The organism is Croceifilum oryzae, from assembly GCF_030814315.1.
Taxonomy (GTDB): Bacteria; Bacillota; Bacilli; order Thermoactinomycetales; family Thermoactinomycetaceae; genus Baia; species Baia oryzae.
On the sequence record NZ_JAUSUV010000002.1, the window covers coordinates 164,004 to 178,426 of the forward strand.

Sequence of the window (14,423 nt, forward strand, 5' to 3'; positions counted from 1 at the left end):
ATTGATGAAAAGGCCATCTATTTATGTAGCAGCGGTTTTATTGACGATTATCCTCGTACTACTCCCTACGAGCAACTATGCTTGGTTAGGTAAGTTTGATTTAGGGTCTAACTCATCTACTACCAAGTCTACGGAGTCAGGGGATTCGTCAAAGAAAAACGAGGGAACATCGATTCCTGCCGTACAACAGATGAAAAGTCTACCATCAAAAAAGATCAGTGGAATCATGTATTATCCATTAACCAACCTTGTTCAATCGAAGTTGGTTCAAGCAAAAAGTAAAGAAGTAGACGGAGTAGTTGAATTGACAGTGAACCAAGATTTTTATCAATTGGTTCGGAATGTCCCTGTCTATATGCGTAACGGAATCTATCATCCGCTTACTGGTGGGGATATGCGGTGGGAGGCAAAAGATTTCTGGCTCTCAGAATCTTTTTTAGAGGGAGTATTCCAACCTTCATCTGATTCAAGTGATGCAAACTCGTATGCTCAAAATAAAGAGAAGATCTTAAAGATGAATGCGGATCAGATGGCTGAGTATCTTTCATTTGTTCAGACTCCGATCAAAGGATCTAAGATGAAAAAAAGTGATTCATCACTCCCAGGAGCACCTCGAACATATCGCAATGGGATTCATGAAGGAGTCGACTTCTATACGCCTACAATTGGGGTACCGGTTACGAAGAATACACCAGTACATTCACTTGCAGAAGGTGTCATTGTTCGTGTTGATCACGATTACAAAGAGATGAGTACCCCAGAGCGTGAAAAAATATTAGCAGAGGCCACGACAAATAATGGACAAACTCCTCAGGATCTATTGGATCGTGTACGTGGTAGAACAGTATGGATTCAGCACTCGAATGGCTTACTGGCTCGCTATATCCATCTGTCTCAAACCGAACCTAAGCTCCGTGTGGGGGATAAGATCAAGGCAGGAGACTATATCGGGAATGTAGGGAATTCGGGGACCAGCGATGGTGCTAAAGGAAATAACGAAGGAATTCACCTTCATTTGGATCTTTTCTTATATGGAGAATGGTTTTGGAAACAGTACCCAACCCTAGAAGAAAAGTATAAAATCTTATTTCGGATGTTTGGACAATATCGTTAAATGAGATAAACGGGGTGTTAATGATAAAACATTAACACCCCGTTTATCTTTGGTTAAAAATGGCTTTCTATGATAGGAGTAGGGGGGATCTATATGGAAGTGGGGAATATGAGCCGTCTTGCAACATGGGTAGCAAGATCAGATGAAGCACTGATTGCTTATGTAAATCGTCATTGGAAATGCAGAGTGCTGGACTTATTATTACCACGTTTTACGCATCTCGGAGGTGCGACCGCTACAATTGGATTTTTAGTAGCATGGTATATTTGTTCAGAGGAAGATACGGAAATGTGGGCACTTACGGGTTTGCTAGCACTCGGCGTAAGTCACCTAATCGTTCAAATCCTAAAATGGCTACTTCCCCGCATACGTCCGCATCTGAAGCATGAGCACTTGCATTCGTTTCCGAATTCACTTACCGACTATTCGTTTCCATCTGGGCACACTACCGCTGCTTTTTCTGTTGCAATGACATTTTGCTTATATGATGCTACGCTGACCTATTTATTTATTCCCATTGCAATCATGGTAGGATATTCAAGGATTTATCTAGCTCTTCACTATCCCACGGATGTCTTAATAGGCTCTGTGATCGGTAGCTTGACGGCGTATGCATTTGTCGAGACACTACCTTTTTGAACGAAGGAATCTCCTGCCTCTGACGGCTAGGAGATTCCTTCGTTTACGGGATTATTTTTTAAATTCGTTATGAAGTACACTCTGATTGAATAAAGATAGTTGACCCTTTAATTCTTTTGCTAGAAACTTAGCATATTCATTGGCCTTCCCTACATCCCCATGGGTAGCTGACTTAGGAAGGACGATTTGAATAAAAGGAGTGCTATCATCCTCTTTTCCCACTCCTAGCCAAAATCCGTGGTATAACTCTGGATCAGTGGGAGTAAGGGTTAGATAAGAGATTCCATTTTCTTCTCGAACGATAGGCTCATAGGGAAAAGCAGCAGAAGCATAATCCCAATCCAGCTGTTCGCCTGTCTTTTTCATTCGAGCCACATACAGGTCAAGCAGGGATTGCACCTCGTCGAGAGAAATATCAGGTTGAGTAGATCCATTTACTAAACGTATATAAGTACTTTTTTTCACGAATTCTGCTCCTCTCACGTTTTGCCAGGGTGTATCTACTTCATAGTAGCATGTTGAATTCGAATTTTCCAAATGATTCGTATAGAATATAAGAAGAGAAATGAAGGGGGATCATACGTGGATAAGGCAGATTTATTAGATGAGATACGATTAGAAGTAGGAGATTTGATTGATAAGCATCGTAAGGATCTTCCTCTTATGTTTCAAAAAGTATGTAGTCACATTCAAAGAAGAGTCGAGGATTATCAGGGAGTTGCTGTTTATCTAACCGAATATCCAGAGTTCATCCGTCGTCATGAATCGGGGTCTATTGGTTTACCTCGCGTTCAAAAGTTCGGAGAGGGTCCGCTAAGTATTACCGCGGTTCGAGGAGGGTTATATAGAGAGCGAAATTTGAATCGCATCCTAATCTGTATCCCTCTCTATCTGGGTCAGAACGTATATGGTATCTTTGTCGTCGAATCAAACCCATTAAGTCAAATTCATGATGAGGACATCACTTTATTTACGGAGATTTGTTCCTCATTTGAAAATAGAATGGTCGCGTATTATCAGCCTGATATAGAGGAACCCGATTTTTTTGATGATGATGATTTAGTATAACCTATTTAAATAGCTCTCATTTGTCCCGTATGGGGCATTTTTTATGGTCTTTTTCTTACATTCATGTTGGAATAGCGGAATTATATTTCCTTTATTGACGTAATTAGTATGTCATAATATAGTATAAGTACACATTAAATACGTTTAGAATGATAAATAGGTGGGGGGACAGCGAGATGGAGATGATTGTTTGTCAGCGTTGTGATCGGGTTATTGCGTTTGTGGAGGGTGAGAAATCAGGTGTTTTATACGGGGCATGTCCCGATGATTGCGATTCAAGCGAAGGTGATATAGTAGGGTTGATCAATCATAAATGGTCGCGTAATAGAGAGTGCTAGATTTAGTAGAAATATGGTAATAGGATGATAACGAAAAGAGGTTGACCGATAATGGGTCAACCTCTTCTTTCGTATGTCTTTATTAACGCTAATCTTCTTCTAGTTTTTTTATCACTCTTACCAGCTCAATGGTGGAGTCTTCGGTTCCTTGAACAGGGAGACCAGCTTCGATATGTTCGCGAATATAGGCGATGTTTTGTTCAGTGATTCGCTCTCCGGGCATTAAGATCGGGATGCCGGGTGGGTATACCATGAGAAATTCTGCCATGATCTGACCAGCCGATTCAGTAAAGGGAACGGTGATGGTTTCACAATAAAAAGCGTTCCGTGGCGAGAGAACGAGATCAGGAATTTCGGGAAGATGGATCTCTTTTTTCGTGCACATACCGTCGGAATAGAAATGTTTGGATAAGTCCGCAAGTGCTTGGATTAAGATGTGAATCGTATCGTCGCTATCTCCAGGAGTAACGAGACATAGTAGATTATAGAGATCGCTCAGTTCTACTTCGATATTATAATGTTCTCGTAGCCAAACTTCTGCATCATGACCATTAATGGTTACATTTTCTAGATGAATAACCAACTTTGTTTCGTCCATGTCGAACAAGGCATCATTTCCAGAAACTAAACTATCACGAGTCAAGCAAGTGAGGCCTGGAATTTCGTTAATTCGCTTTCGTGCTGTGTCAGCGAGTCGAAGTGTGTTTTCCACGATTGTATGTCCATTTGTAGCCAGATAACGACGTGCTGTGTCAAGTGATGCTAGCAAGATATAAGAAGTGGAAGTGGTGGTTAGCATACTGATAATAGATTGAACACGCTCCGGAGAAATGAGATTACTCTTTAGGTTTAAAATGGAGCTTTGGGTTAAGGAACCACCTAATTTATGGACAGAGGTAGCGGCTAGATCGGCTCCTGCTTCCATAGCGGAAATCGGTAGACGTTCATGGAAATTGGTTAAAACGCCATGCGCCTCATCCACCAATACTGGAATTCCATGGGCATGTACACGCTTAACTAATTCTTTTAGATTGCTGGCAAATCCAAAATAAGTTGGATTGATTACTAATACCGCTTTGGCATCTGGATGCTTTTCGATCGTTTTTTCAACCTGTTCGATGGTAATGCCATGGGCGATCCCGATATTTTTGTCCATCTCGGGATAAACAAAAATAGGATGCGCTCCAGCAAAAATAATAGCGGAGAGAACAGATTTATGTACATTTCTCGGGACGATTATCTTATCACCAGGATGACAAGCTGACATGACCATCGTCATAATCGCTCCACTGGTCCCTTGCACAGAGAAAAATGTATAATCCGCGCCAAATGCTTCTGCAGCCAAAGCCTGAGCTTCCTTAATCACACCTTTGGGATGATGCAGATCATCAAGGGGAGCAATGTTAATAAGGTCAATCGACAGAGCATTATCGCCTATAAACTCCCGAAACTCCGGATCCATGCCCTGTCCTTTTTTATGACCAGGAATATGAAATTGGACCGGATTCCGCTCTGCATGCGCTTTCAAATGTGTAAACAAAGGAGTACGCTGCTGATTCATCGTATACGCCACCTACTTTCCTATCATAATTTGTGTGACGATTTAGTATAACAAAAACGGTTTCGTAATAGAAGGGAAGTATTTTGATGATGAGAGGGATAGGGCAGTTTACATGAGAGGAACTTACTGATTTTTATTTCCTTTTTATGAAAATTCATATTTATGTTTAAATGCAATTTGCTTAAGGAATCAGTATACAAGAGATTGATGATTACTACTAGAGGGGTGTATCACCATGATCGCTGAGCTTCGAGAAACATTTCAAGAGGAATACATACGATTGATTGCACATATTTCCTTAACTTTCTTATCAATTAGCTCAATACTGATATGTGCCTATCTAGATTGGATGATCGCGATGTACATCATCGCAAGTATTTTCGTTACATACCACATTATCGATGCAAAAAAGTGGAAAATGGAAGATAGACTACTTACAACCAAATATGGCACATATATAGAGTATCCTCTGATTATTCTATTTCCGATTTTGTACGGGCTTATAAGATACTGATTTCTACAGAAATATACACATGAAGAGAGCTTTATCTACTTTTGCTATCCAAACAACAGAGGTAGATAAAGCTTTTATCATAGTAAAACCACAAACTAACAATAGCAAATGACAATGGAGTAGGGACAATGTGTCTGATCACTGCGATGTTTGTGAGCTTGCTTAGCGTAGTCCTTCGTAGCAAGGGCGTTTTGTGGCAATGTCCCCGCGTTCTTTGCGAGTTTTGCCACTTGCCCGAAGCGAAGAATGCCGGAGCGGACTTGCTTTTCCACATCCTCGCAAGCTCACTATTTGAGCTGTGGTCAGATACATGCCCCGAGCCATCGCACACCGACAGACCCAAGCCACTAATTTCTCTCTACGCCTGACAAGCAAATCGATACAACGGAACTAACTTCTCAAACGTTTCCTCTAATCTCCCTAAAAGTTGCTCACCCGATAAGGTAGCTACTTCCTCCGCAGGAATCACTAACCCACATAAAAACTCTGCCTTTTTCACCTTGGACAGACGATCCAAGATCTCCACAATCCGAGTTTCCGAAATCTCTTGCACTGGAATGACATCTTGCTTCGTATGATCCTCACTAACATAGAAACTCTTAGGAATCTGCTTCCAGAGTTGTAACCGGTCCTGTAACTTACGAGCAAAAGGTTGTTTTTTATCACATTCATAAATTAACGCGAACCATGCAAATAGATGCGATCCACACAAGCCTAATTGGAAATGAGGATGGGCTTTATAACCACGCTTATTAGTAGCCCACGCAACCCACGTTTCATCAGGAGGATTCACCGTTCTACGAGCGTGTTTTGCTATGTGGACAAATACCTCATCTCCTAGCTGAGCTGTGAGATTCTGTGCAATGATTTGGCCAAACGCCTCAAACTTGGGGCGAATTGTTTTTTGTAATGCTTCCATGCGATTTTCTAATCCAGGGATATGAAATACAGAGAAGTCTGTTTCGGTAAATACGGGTATTTGCATTTTGGTTTTCATGAAATCACCTTAATCTACTTGATTTTCTTTTATTGTAACCTGAATCGGAGATCATACCAATGATTTTACAGGAGCATGTCTAGAAGCATGAAAGTTCTATTACTTGTAATTGTGAAAAAATTAGCGGTATGTAATGAGTTTTCTATTGCATTTACCGTGTCCTTTTCACATAAAATACGTAAACTATGCTACTAATGTAGAGAATCACCTAAAATTGAATCGCACTGTGAAAATGTTTATTCTCGTGGATATGCGGGCATCCTGAAATCAAGCTCAACTTTTCCAACAACTGGTGAAACGAATAATAAATCACCTATAAAAAGGGGTGCAGGTAATGATGGAAGAGGTATTAAAAGCGTTTAAGTGCCAAGGGCCAGAGGAGCGCATACCTGTTTTACGCCTAGAACTCGACTATGAATTGGCTCTTCTCCATGAAGCCATGATGGAAAACTGCTGGCAGAAGATGCAAGAGAGTAAAAAACGCTTAGTAGAATTACGCCGCGAGATGATTATGTTAGAAGCCTTATAGATGAGTCATCTTATTGAATATTTCAATAAAAGGTTTCAGGAAGTCGATGTCGAAAAATAACGTGTAGCCTGTATAGGTGCACGTTATTTTTATGGAGAGAGTAGGGATGTGTATGGAATGGAATCGTACTTCGAAGGCCCTAAGTCAAGTAGCAGTAGATGCGGTTATCTTATTCGTCACCGACACTCTTCATTTATCAAAGGAAGGGAAGTTGATTGATTTACGATTAAATCACTACCTTTCTCAACTGATGGATTCTGAGGAGATTACAGGTCGTTTCGAAGAATGTATGTTGCTACATACACGGGGCGAGATTGCAGCACAGAAGGTCGTTTTAGTGGGGATGGGAAATGAGAAGAAGTGGAGTCCTCAAAGATTTCGGCAATGTGTAGCAATTGGTGCGCGAAAGGCACAGCAAAGCGGGGTAAAGGAGCTTGCTGTTAGCGTGCCAGAGTTTTTAGAGAAACGTTTCGGTTCCGCAGATTTAGTGCAAGCGGTAGTAGAAGGTGTAGAGTTAGGTTGCTATGAATTGCCTAACTACAAACAAATAAGCCGTAATACACGGATTCAGAAAGTAGTATTCTCAGAGCAAACGCTTAGCAAGACATCGATTGAAGTAGGGATGGAACGAGGGAGAGTATTTGCAGAAGCCAGTAAGAAGGCAAGTACTTGGTGTCATGAGCCTTCGAACCATCTGACACCAACGGTATTGGCTAACTATGCGGACGAAGTAGCCAAGCGTTGTGGCTTAGAGATTGATATAGTGGATAAAGATCGTTTGGAAGCGTTGAACGCACATGCCTTTCTTGCGGTGGCCAAAGGAAGTGCTGAGCCTCCTAAGCTGATTATGTTACGTTATCAAGGAGCACCAGATGACGAGGAGGTACTGGGACTTGTCGGAAAAGGTGTTACGTTTGACAGCGGTGGTCTTCAAATCAAGCCGCATGAGGGTATGGAGAAGATGAAGTCAGATATGAGTGGAGCGGCTGCGGTATTAGCCGCTATGGATGCAATTGGTACGTTAAAGCCTCATTGCAATGTGGTCGCAGTCATTGTATCGTGTGAAAATATGACAGGTTCACATGCGTACCGCCCAGGCGATGTGCTCCAAACGATGAGTGGAAAGACAATCGAAGTGATTCATACAGATGCGGAAGGCAGAGTAATCCTAGCAGATGGACTAGCTTATGCAAGGAAACTTGGCGCGACTAAGTTGGTAGATATTGCCACATTGACAGGAGCGGCAGTGGTTTGTTTGGGTCGTGAAAAAACACTCATGTTGGGAAATGATGATACATTGCTACAAGATGTGTCCGTAGCAGCGGGACTTGCTGGCGAACCGGTCTGGAAATTTCCTTTAGAGGAAGAATACGACTACTACTTGCATAGTGATATTGCAGATGTCAAAAATGAGGGAGGTCGTGCTGCCGGTGCCATTCAGGGAGGGGTATTTTTACAGCATTTTGTAGAGGATACTCCTTGGGTTCATCTTGATATTGCTGGCCCTGCCTTCTCCCAAAAAGACTCTGGAATCTATCGAAAGGGAGCTACAGGGGCAGGGACGAGAACACTGATCCATCTAGCATTGCAAATGGGATTGTAGAGAATCGATTGGAGGGGACGTTGTGAAGAAGACTGAGATATATGCTCATCGGGGTTTTTCGAAGATTGCTCCCGAAAATACAATGGCCGCTTTCCAAGAAGCGATTCAGGCTGGTGCTGATGGGATTGAGTTGGACGTTCATCTAACAAGAGATGGTGAGATCGTGGTCATGCACGATGAGACTATCGACCGTACGACAGATGGTACAGGTTGGATTAAGGATCTTACACTAGGGGAGATCTGCGAGCATAGTGCCGGCTCTTGGTTTGGTTCCAAATTTGTTCAAGAGCGTGTGCCTACTTTAGCAGAAGTACTAGAATTATTAGAATCCACATCGTTGTGGCTAAATATTGAGCTAAAAAACAATATTATTCGATATCCGAGATTAGAAGAGAAGGTGTTGAAGGAAGTAGATCGCTTTGGTTTCCAAAAACGAGTCATTCTTTCCTCCTTTAATCACTTTAGCTTACATCATTTGCATTCCGTACGTCCCCACTTCCCTTTGGGAGTCTTGTATGAATGTAACCTAATAGATCCTTGGGATTATGCGATTCAATTAGGTGCTTCTTCCATTCACCCATTTTTCCCTACTTTAGATGAGGAGATTGTCAGACGCAGTCATGAAGCAGGAATTGCGATTCGCCCTTTTACGGTCGATGACCCCATTTACCAGAAGATCCTTTTTGAATGGGGAATTGATGCCCTTATTACCAATGATCCGTCTGCGGCTCAAGGTGTAAGAGAGCAAGTTCAAGCCGCCTTGCGAGAAAAGTAGTGAAAATGGTATGATGTTCAAAGGTTAAAGCGCCTCATTATTGGCGCTTTTTTTTGTAACGAGGAGGACAAGTCATGAAAATTGGTTGCCATATAAGTGTTGCAAAGGGATTTGAAAAAGCGGCTCAAAAAGCACATGTGCTCGGGGCACAATCTTTTCAAGTTTTTACGAAGAATCCACGTGGATTACGCCCGAAGAAATTAGATGAAGTGGATGCGCAAAAGGGTCGTGAATACTGTGCGGAGCAAGGAATTGCCGTAATCGCTCACACCCCTTATATAACGAATTTGTCTACACCCAAGGAAGACCTACACGAAGTTACGATTCGTTCGATTCGAGAAGATCTCAAGATTGCTGAGGCGTTCGGAGCACTTGGAGCAGTCGTTCACTGCGGGAAGCATGTCGGTGAAGGAATTGAGTACGGGACTCAGCGAATGGTTGAGACTTTAAACGAAATCCTTAAAGAGTATCATGGTCCTGTTAAACTATTGTTAGAAAATACAGCTGGCCAAGGCAGTGAGCTAGGTCTTGAGATTCGTGATTTAGTAGCGATTCGCAATGCCACAGATGCACCTGAAAAAATTGGTTTTTGCTTTGATACTTGTCATGCATTTGCGGCAGGTACATGGGAAAAAGAGACTGTGGATGCGTTAGTAGAAGAGATGAAAGAGACTGGTTATCTTGACGCTCTCGTTGCCATCCATTTTAATGATAGTAAAGCGCCTTACAACAGCAGAAAAGATCGTCATGAAAAAATTGGAAAAGGCGAAATCGGGGCAGAGGCGTTGGGAGCTTTTCTACGTACAGGTGCTTTTGATCATCTACCGATTGTGCTCGAAACTCCTGCTGACGATGAAAATGAATATGCTGATGAGATGATTTATGTTCGAAATGAATTACTTGGTTAGGAGGAAGACCTGTGTTTGAATGGATTAATACGCTACATTTTCCGGCCCTCTATGTGATTATCTTCATCTTGACTGCTATTATTTATCAGTCTACGTTTGCGACTAGACTGTCACTTGGCAAAAATCTATTGGTATATCTTTTTCTGGCTATCGGCTGTTATGTAATTACCGTGATGCAAGTATTACGATTTCCGATGGTACAAGCGTTATTGATTACAGTTGTGTTGATTGTGGTGACGAAGGTTCGTTTGACGATTAGTAAGAAGAATGAGTCGAAGAGTTAGGCAGTAAAGAGTTAGGTAAACAAAGAGTTAGGGAAAAAACAAGCTATTGGGTGATCGAGGTCCGGAGAGTCTGTTCGCTTACTGCTCAAATACCGATCCAGCAGAGAAGTAGGTGCGTCCGCTTCGTCCTCCTCCGTTCAGGCAGGTGCAAAACTCGCAAAGTACGCTCAAACATGTTGCACCAAAAGCGCCATACACTACGGAGGACTACGCTAAGTAGGATCGCTAACATCGTCGTAATCGAACAGACTCCCCTTTCCTCTTATCCACATCAACAAGCCTGCTTTGTAGAGAGCGGTGGAGTGGATAGCTTTCTTATCTCCTCAAGTTTGATATAAAGCTCTATAATAGAGAAATTTAGAATAAACAGTCCTACTTCTCTTCAAAATCTACATAAAACAGGCCTGTTAATAAATCGGTAACCGAAAATGTATAAGGGGCAATGTATCTGACCACAGTGATGTTAGTGAGCCTGCTTAGCGTAGTTCTTCGAAGCAAGGGCGTTTTGTGGCAATGTTTGAGCGTTCTTTGGAGTTTTGCCACTTGCCCGAAGTGTAGAAGGACGGAGCGGACTTGTTTTTCACATCCTCGCAGGCTCACTATTTGAGCTGTGGTCAGATACATGTCCCGATACATTCGATTATCAACAGCCAAAAAAATCCCTCAACAAAATCTACATTCTTTAGAAAAATACAGCAAGGAGGAATCTACTGTGCACCTAGAAGATGCCCTAGACAACTGGCTCCAAATCAGCATCGTAGCCAAGAACCGTTCCAGTGACCGCTCCGCCAAAGATACCGTCCAATTTTTTACAGACATGCTAAAAGAAGACCACGGAGTAGAAAACCTTTCATTTGAAAAAACGAAGGACTACTATCAAGTTACATATGAGCAAGATGGTACCACCCAAACGAAGTCATACCGTTTCGACCAAGCAGAGCTACTTATTCAACAGATCCAAGCAGAGCCACGATACAATACAAGTGAATAAACACAAACAAAGAAGCCTTCTCTGTTGGATCAAATCTCCTAGAGAAGGCTTCTTTGTTTGCTACATACTATCTGCCCGTTTGGCTGACAAATCGCTGTCTAGAACTTTACTTGCACTCTTCCATCTCGAACGATTTCGCTTACCCGAAAAAACACGGGTATTCGCTCGCTCAGGAGAAGGTAGTAATTTTTCACGTTCCTCTACCTGTTCGGAAATGCGACTGTGACAGTCAGGGCAAATTTGAATCATATGAGGATGCTTACGCAATTTATGTTTTTGACGCCGATCTGGCTCGAATCGTTGTTCACATAGGATACAAATGATTTTCATAGTGAGTACTTCCTTACATATCAAGATACCTCTATTATACCGCAAATGAGCTATCAAACAAATAGATACTCTTTTACAGTCTTCTCACCATGTAGGAGATCAATGGGTATCTTTCCGATCTTGCTTTGTTTCATCACGTTCACGTTTCTTAACCTCGTTTGAAGGTTGGGGAGCGATTCGGGCAACAATAGAACCTAATTCACTCATGATACCAGCAATGGGGCGACCTTGGCTGATTTCTTCATTCATCTTCTTAATACGATGCAATAAATCAACATCAGCTGTTACCAGTGCTGATTTTCCTTTCGGATCGTCTCGAAGTGCCTGTGCAACTGCGTATTTGACCGTGCCAACCCGAGCGCTGTCTAAATCTGGATTTACATCAATGGCGACAACTGCATATTTTCCCAGTAAAATGGCGCTGGCCTCTTTTACTTGAGGCACTTGTTTTGCCAATTGGACGAGGTGATCAGAATCATTTTTCACTTTGCTGCGCTTAGCAGGTAGGGATGTGTCAGGTGCTGTTTGCTGATAGCTTATATTCTGGGCTTTCGGACTGGCATTATTGGAAGGCGGCTTATTATCTTGATTACATCCAGTTGCAACCGTTATAAATAAAGCTGTAATGGTGAAACTGCTAATAAGTTGAAACGTTTTTCTTTTCACAAATGATCATCCTTTCGAACAAACTTTGTTCATTAGATTGCCCAAATTAAAAAGAAGTATGTCTTGTCCTCTTTGCTGAATAGAATGGTTTTAGTACAATGTCAGAGGAGGGAGTTGGATCCTATTATGAATGTAGAAATGTTTGAACTTGGTCCTGTCATGACAAACGCGTATCTCGTATACGATTTCCAAACGAAAAAAGGGATTGTTTTTGATCCAGGGATGAATCCAGGTCGTTTACTAAAACGGATTGAGAAATTACAGTTAACCATTGAGGCTATCTTGCTCACCCATGCACATTTTGATCATATGGGCGGTGTGGAAGAAGTTCGTACTCATACAGGTGCGCCTGTATACATACATCAGGAAGAAGAGGACTGGCTAGAAGATCCAATGAAGAATGGATCAGGAAAATGGCCCATGATGCCCAAACTAACAGCTCGTCCAGCAGAACATATATTATTTGGCGATGAAACCTTACAGATTGCTGGCTTTCAGTTTGAGGTGTTATATACACCGGGTCATTCGCCAGGTAGTATCAGCTTTTACGATGGAGTCCATGTATTTAGTGGAGATGCTCTATTTCGTGATTCGATTGGTCGAACCGACCTCTATAGAGGAAGTCATCGGACGTTGATGGATTCGATCAAAAAGAAGTTGATGGTACTGCCTGATAAAACGGTTGTATATAGTGGGCATGGACCTAAGACGACGATTGGTAGGGAACGAAGCAGTAACCCTTTTATCATGGAATAATGGTAGAAAAAGGTGGTAAAGATGGAAAAACGAAATCGCTTTATTTTGGTTCTGATTGCTCTAGCGATTGTCGGGACGTTGGTGTATAACTTTGCCGTGTCTAAGGAACCAAGCTCACCCACTACACACAAAAAAGCATTATGTGAAGGCACTGTTGGGATTAAACCTGGGGACTGTGCTCCTAATTTCATCACTCAATCGCTGACAGGCGAGAAAAAAGAGTTGTATGAAACCAATGGAAAGCCTACTTACATCAATTTTTGGGCTTCTTGGTGCGGTCCTTGTAAAAATGAGGCACCAGAAATTCAAAAAATGTATCTAAAGCATAAAGATGATGTTAATTTTGTCCTATTAAATGTAACTTCGGGTGATGATATAGAGGATATACAGGGCTTTGTGCTGGATTACAAGCTTACGATGCCTATCTATTTAGATCAACCGAAGCCGAAAACGAAAGGGATTGCTGAACAATATCAGGTTAGCGGGATCCCAACGCAAGTGTTGGTCGATGAGAAAGGGAAAATTCTTTATTATCAACCAGGCCCCATTGACGAAAAAAAATTCGCACGTTTGAAGAAGCAGTATCTTAATTAAGAATTTATGAGATGGGGGAGAGAGAAGTGGATGTAGCCGTAAATGTAACAGCTTGGCTGGCTTTTGCAGCAGGTTTTTTATCATTTATCTCACCGTGTTGTCTACCCCTTTATCCATCCTATCTGTCGTATATAACAGGAATCTCGGTAACGCAGATTCGTGGAGAAGAGCGCAGTAAAGAGATGATTCGCTTGACGATGACCCACACTTTCTTCTTTTTGTTGGGGTTTTCGTTGATCTTTTATGCATTAGGGTTTACGGTGAGTTGGATCGGCGAAGTATTTGTATCTTATAAAGAGACGATTCGGATGCTAAGTGCGATCTTAATGGTGGTTATGGGACTTTTTATGGCGGGAATTTTTCAACCCAAATTTTTGATGAAAGAGAAGAAGTTGACTATCTCCACAAAACGAGTCAGCTATCTCAGTTCGTTTTTGATTGGATTTGGATATTCGGCAGGTTGGACCCCTTGTCTAGGACCTATATTAGGTGGGGTTTTGGGTCTTGCTTCGAGTGAACCAGAGCGAGCGCTGTTTTACACGACTTTATATACGATCGGCTTTGCGATTCCATTTTTTATTATGGCCTTCTTCGTAGGGAAAACTCGCTGGATTCTCAAGTATTCAGAGCGAATCATGAAAATCGGCGGATATGTGATGATGGTCTTCGGATTGTTGCTTTACTTTGATAAATTGACTTGGATTACTCAATATCTTATTAAGTGGACGGGCTTCCAAGGATTCTAACTAACAGGTG

At 41.9% G+C, this 14,423-nt stretch carries 20 protein-coding genes; 14 read left to right on the plus strand and 6 right to left on the minus strand.

Going from position 1 to position 14,423, the window contains the following annotated elements:
- The first annotated feature begins 4 nt into the window (after positions 1 to 4).
- Both J2Z48_RS02515 and J2Z48_RS02520 read left to right on the plus strand, forming a co-directional pair.
- Positions 5 to 1,114, plus strand: a complete 1,110-nt coding sequence (locus tag J2Z48_RS02515; RefSeq protein WP_307250708.1) for a M23 family metallopeptidase — start codon at positions 5 to 7, stop codon at positions 1,112 to 1,114.
- 93 nt (positions 1,115 to 1,207) lie between these two features.
- Positions 1,208 to 1,753 carry a phosphatase PAP2 family protein gene (locus J2Z48_RS02520; RefSeq protein WP_307250709.1) on the plus strand — a complete coding sequence of 182 codons (546 nt, stop codon included), beginning with the start codon at positions 1,208 to 1,210 and terminating at the stop codon, positions 1,751 to 1,753.
- Positions 1,754 to 1,804: 51 nt separating this feature from the next.
- Here the strand turns inward: J2Z48_RS02520 and J2Z48_RS02525 are convergent, their stop codons facing one another.
- Positions 1,805 to 2,218: a DUF1885 family protein gene (locus J2Z48_RS02525; protein ID WP_307250711.1), complete on the minus strand. Its 414-nt coding sequence runs from the start codon at positions 2,216 to 2,218 to the stop codon at positions 1,805 to 1,807.
- A 117-nt stretch (positions 2,219 to 2,335) separates the two neighbouring features.
- Here J2Z48_RS02525 and J2Z48_RS02530 point away from each other — a divergent pair, with 117 nt between their 5' ends.
- Positions 2,336 to 2,821 carry a hypothetical protein gene (locus tag J2Z48_RS02530; protein ID WP_307250714.1) on the plus strand — a complete coding sequence of 162 codons (486 nt, stop codon included), beginning with the start codon at positions 2,336 to 2,338 and terminating at the stop codon, positions 2,819 to 2,821.
- 176 nt (positions 2,822 to 2,997) lie between these two features.
- On the plus strand, positions 2,998 to 3,159 hold the full coding sequence (locus J2Z48_RS15700) for a GapA-binding peptide SR1P (RefSeq protein WP_370872848.1): 162 nt from the start codon (positions 2,998 to 3,000) through the stop codon (positions 3,157 to 3,159).
- An 88-nt stretch (positions 3,160 to 3,247) separates the two neighbouring features.
- On the opposite strand, the gene J2Z48_RS02540 is transcribed toward J2Z48_RS15700, so the two are convergent.
- Positions 3,248 to 4,720 (minus strand): aminotransferase class I/II-fold pyridoxal phosphate-dependent enzyme, encoded by a 1,473-nt coding sequence (locus tag J2Z48_RS02540; RefSeq protein WP_307250716.1) that lies wholly within the window; start codon positions 4,718 to 4,720, stop codon positions 3,248 to 3,250.
- Between the two features lie 235 nt (positions 4,721 to 4,955).
- On the opposite strand from J2Z48_RS02540, the gene J2Z48_RS02545 reads away from it, so the two are divergent.
- Positions 4,956 to 5,234 carry a hypothetical protein gene (locus J2Z48_RS02545; RefSeq protein ID WP_307250718.1) on the plus strand — a complete coding sequence of 93 codons (279 nt, stop codon included), beginning with the start codon at positions 4,956 to 4,958 and terminating at the stop codon, positions 5,232 to 5,234.
- 95 nt (positions 5,235 to 5,329) lie between these two features.
- Here the strand turns inward: J2Z48_RS02545 and J2Z48_RS02550 are convergent, their stop codons facing one another.
- Both J2Z48_RS02550 and J2Z48_RS02555 read right to left on the minus strand, forming a co-directional pair.
- Positions 5,330 to 5,506 (minus strand): hypothetical protein, encoded by a 177-nt coding sequence (locus tag J2Z48_RS02550; protein WP_307250720.1) that lies wholly within the window; start codon positions 5,504 to 5,506, stop codon positions 5,330 to 5,332.
- A gap of 86 nt (positions 5,507 to 5,592) precedes the next feature.
- Positions 5,593 to 6,231, minus strand: a complete 639-nt coding sequence (locus tag J2Z48_RS02555; RefSeq protein WP_307250722.1) for a YktB family protein — start codon at positions 6,229 to 6,231, stop codon at positions 5,593 to 5,595.
- Between the two features lie 334 nt (positions 6,232 to 6,565).
- On the opposite strand from J2Z48_RS02555, the gene J2Z48_RS02560 reads away from it, so the two are divergent.
- The 6 genes from J2Z48_RS02560 (at position 6,566) to J2Z48_RS02585 (ending at position 11,321) form a co-directional block, all read left to right on the plus strand.
- Entirely contained in the window at positions 6,566 to 6,760 is a 195-nt protein-coding gene (locus tag J2Z48_RS02560) for a YkzI domain-containing protein (protein WP_307250724.1), read from the plus strand.
- A gap of 112 nt (positions 6,761 to 6,872) precedes the next feature.
- On the plus strand, positions 6,873 to 8,363 hold the full coding sequence (locus tag J2Z48_RS02565) for a leucyl aminopeptidase (protein ID WP_307250726.1): 1,491 nt from the start codon (positions 6,873 to 6,875) through the stop codon (positions 8,361 to 8,363).
- A gap of 22 nt (positions 8,364 to 8,385) precedes the next feature.
- A complete protein-coding gene (locus J2Z48_RS02570) occupies positions 8,386 to 9,138 on the plus strand; it encodes a glycerophosphodiester phosphodiesterase (RefSeq protein ID WP_307250727.1) in 753 nt (250 codons plus the stop codon).
- Positions 9,139 to 9,212: 74 nt separating this feature from the next.
- Positions 9,213 to 10,046: a deoxyribonuclease IV gene (locus J2Z48_RS02575; protein WP_307250729.1), complete on the plus strand. Its 834-nt coding sequence runs from the start codon at positions 9,213 to 9,215 to the stop codon at positions 10,044 to 10,046.
- An 11-nt stretch (positions 10,047 to 10,057) separates the two neighbouring features.
- Positions 10,058 to 10,330 (plus strand): YlaH-like family protein, encoded by a 273-nt coding sequence (locus tag J2Z48_RS02580; RefSeq protein ID WP_307250731.1) that lies wholly within the window; start codon positions 10,058 to 10,060, stop codon positions 10,328 to 10,330.
- Positions 10,331 to 11,042: 712 nt separating this feature from the next.
- Entirely contained in the window at positions 11,043 to 11,321 is a 279-nt protein-coding gene (locus J2Z48_RS02585; protein WP_307250734.1) for a hypothetical protein, read from the plus strand.
- A 60-nt stretch (positions 11,322 to 11,381) separates the two neighbouring features.
- Here J2Z48_RS02585 and J2Z48_RS02590 read toward each other — a convergent pair whose 3' ends face one another.
- Complete coding sequence (locus tag J2Z48_RS02590; protein WP_307250735.1) at positions 11,382 to 11,651, minus strand: DUF2197 domain-containing protein; 270 nt, start codon at positions 11,649 to 11,651, stop codon at positions 11,382 to 11,384.
- A 99-nt stretch (positions 11,652 to 11,750) separates the two neighbouring features.
- Positions 11,751 to 12,317, minus strand: a complete 567-nt coding sequence (locus J2Z48_RS02595; protein WP_307250737.1) for a YhcN/YlaJ family sporulation lipoprotein — start codon at positions 12,315 to 12,317, stop codon at positions 11,751 to 11,753.
- Between the two features lie 126 nt (positions 12,318 to 12,443).
- Between J2Z48_RS02595 and J2Z48_RS02600 the strand changes: the two genes are divergently transcribed.
- The 3 genes from J2Z48_RS02600 to J2Z48_RS02610 are packed head-to-tail and all read left to right on the plus strand — an operon-like array spanning position 12,444 to position 14,413.
- Positions 12,444 to 13,073 (plus strand): MBL fold metallo-hydrolase, encoded by a 630-nt coding sequence (locus J2Z48_RS02600; protein ID WP_307250739.1) that lies wholly within the window; start codon positions 12,444 to 12,446, stop codon positions 13,071 to 13,073.
- Positions 13,074 to 13,094: 21 nt separating this feature from the next.
- A complete protein-coding gene (locus tag J2Z48_RS02605; protein WP_307250741.1) occupies positions 13,095 to 13,667 on the plus strand; it encodes a TlpA family protein disulfide reductase in 573 nt (190 codons plus the stop codon).
- A gap of 26 nt (positions 13,668 to 13,693) precedes the next feature.
- The gene (locus tag J2Z48_RS02610) at positions 13,694 to 14,413 is read left to right on the plus strand and encodes a cytochrome c biogenesis CcdA family protein (protein WP_307250743.1); all 720 of its coding nucleotides are present in this window, start codon (positions 13,694 to 13,696) and stop codon (positions 14,411 to 14,413) included.
- Positions 14,414 to 14,423: the final 10 nt, after the last annotated feature.

What these genes read in the sequence shown, in the direction of transcription:
- J2Z48_RS02515 (WP_307250708.1), top strand. Translation starts at nt 5, where the DNA reads ATGAAAAGGCCATCTATTTATGTAGCAGCGGTTTTATTGACGATTATC.
- J2Z48_RS02520 (WP_307250709.1), top strand. Translation starts at nt 1,208, where the DNA reads ATGGAAGTGGGGAATATGAGCCGTCTTGCAACATGGGTAGCAAGATCA.
- J2Z48_RS15700 (WP_370872848.1), top strand. Translation starts at nt 2,998, where the DNA reads ATGGAGATGATTGTTTGTCAGCGTTGTGATCGGGTTATTGCGTTTGTG.
- J2Z48_RS02540 (WP_307250716.1), bottom strand. Translation starts at nt 4,720, where the DNA reads ATGAATCAGCAGCGTACTCCTTTGTTTACACATTTGAAAGCGCATGCA.
- J2Z48_RS02545 (WP_307250718.1), top strand. Translation starts at nt 4,956, where the DNA reads ATGATCGCTGAGCTTCGAGAAACATTTCAAGAGGAATACATACGATTG.
- J2Z48_RS02555 (WP_307250722.1), bottom strand. Translation starts at nt 6,231, where the DNA reads ATGAAAACCAAAATGCAAATACCCGTATTTACCGAAACAGACTTCTCT.
- J2Z48_RS02560 (WP_307250724.1), top strand. Translation starts at nt 6,566, where the DNA reads ATGATGGAAGAGGTATTAAAAGCGTTTAAGTGCCAAGGGCCAGAGGAG.
- J2Z48_RS02565 (WP_307250726.1), top strand. Translation starts at nt 6,873, where the DNA reads ATGGAATGGAATCGTACTTCGAAGGCCCTAAGTCAAGTAGCAGTAGAT.
- J2Z48_RS02575 (WP_307250729.1), top strand. Translation starts at nt 9,213, where the DNA reads ATGAAAATTGGTTGCCATATAAGTGTTGCAAAGGGATTTGAAAAAGCG.
- J2Z48_RS02590 (WP_307250735.1), bottom strand. Translation starts at nt 11,651, where the DNA reads ATGAAAATCATTTGTATCCTATGTGAACAACGATTCGAGCCAGATCGG.
- J2Z48_RS02600 (WP_307250739.1), top strand. Translation starts at nt 12,444, where the DNA reads ATGAATGTAGAAATGTTTGAACTTGGTCCTGTCATGACAAACGCGTAT.
- J2Z48_RS02605 (WP_307250741.1), top strand. Translation starts at nt 13,095, where the DNA reads ATGGAAAAACGAAATCGCTTTATTTTGGTTCTGATTGCTCTAGCGATT.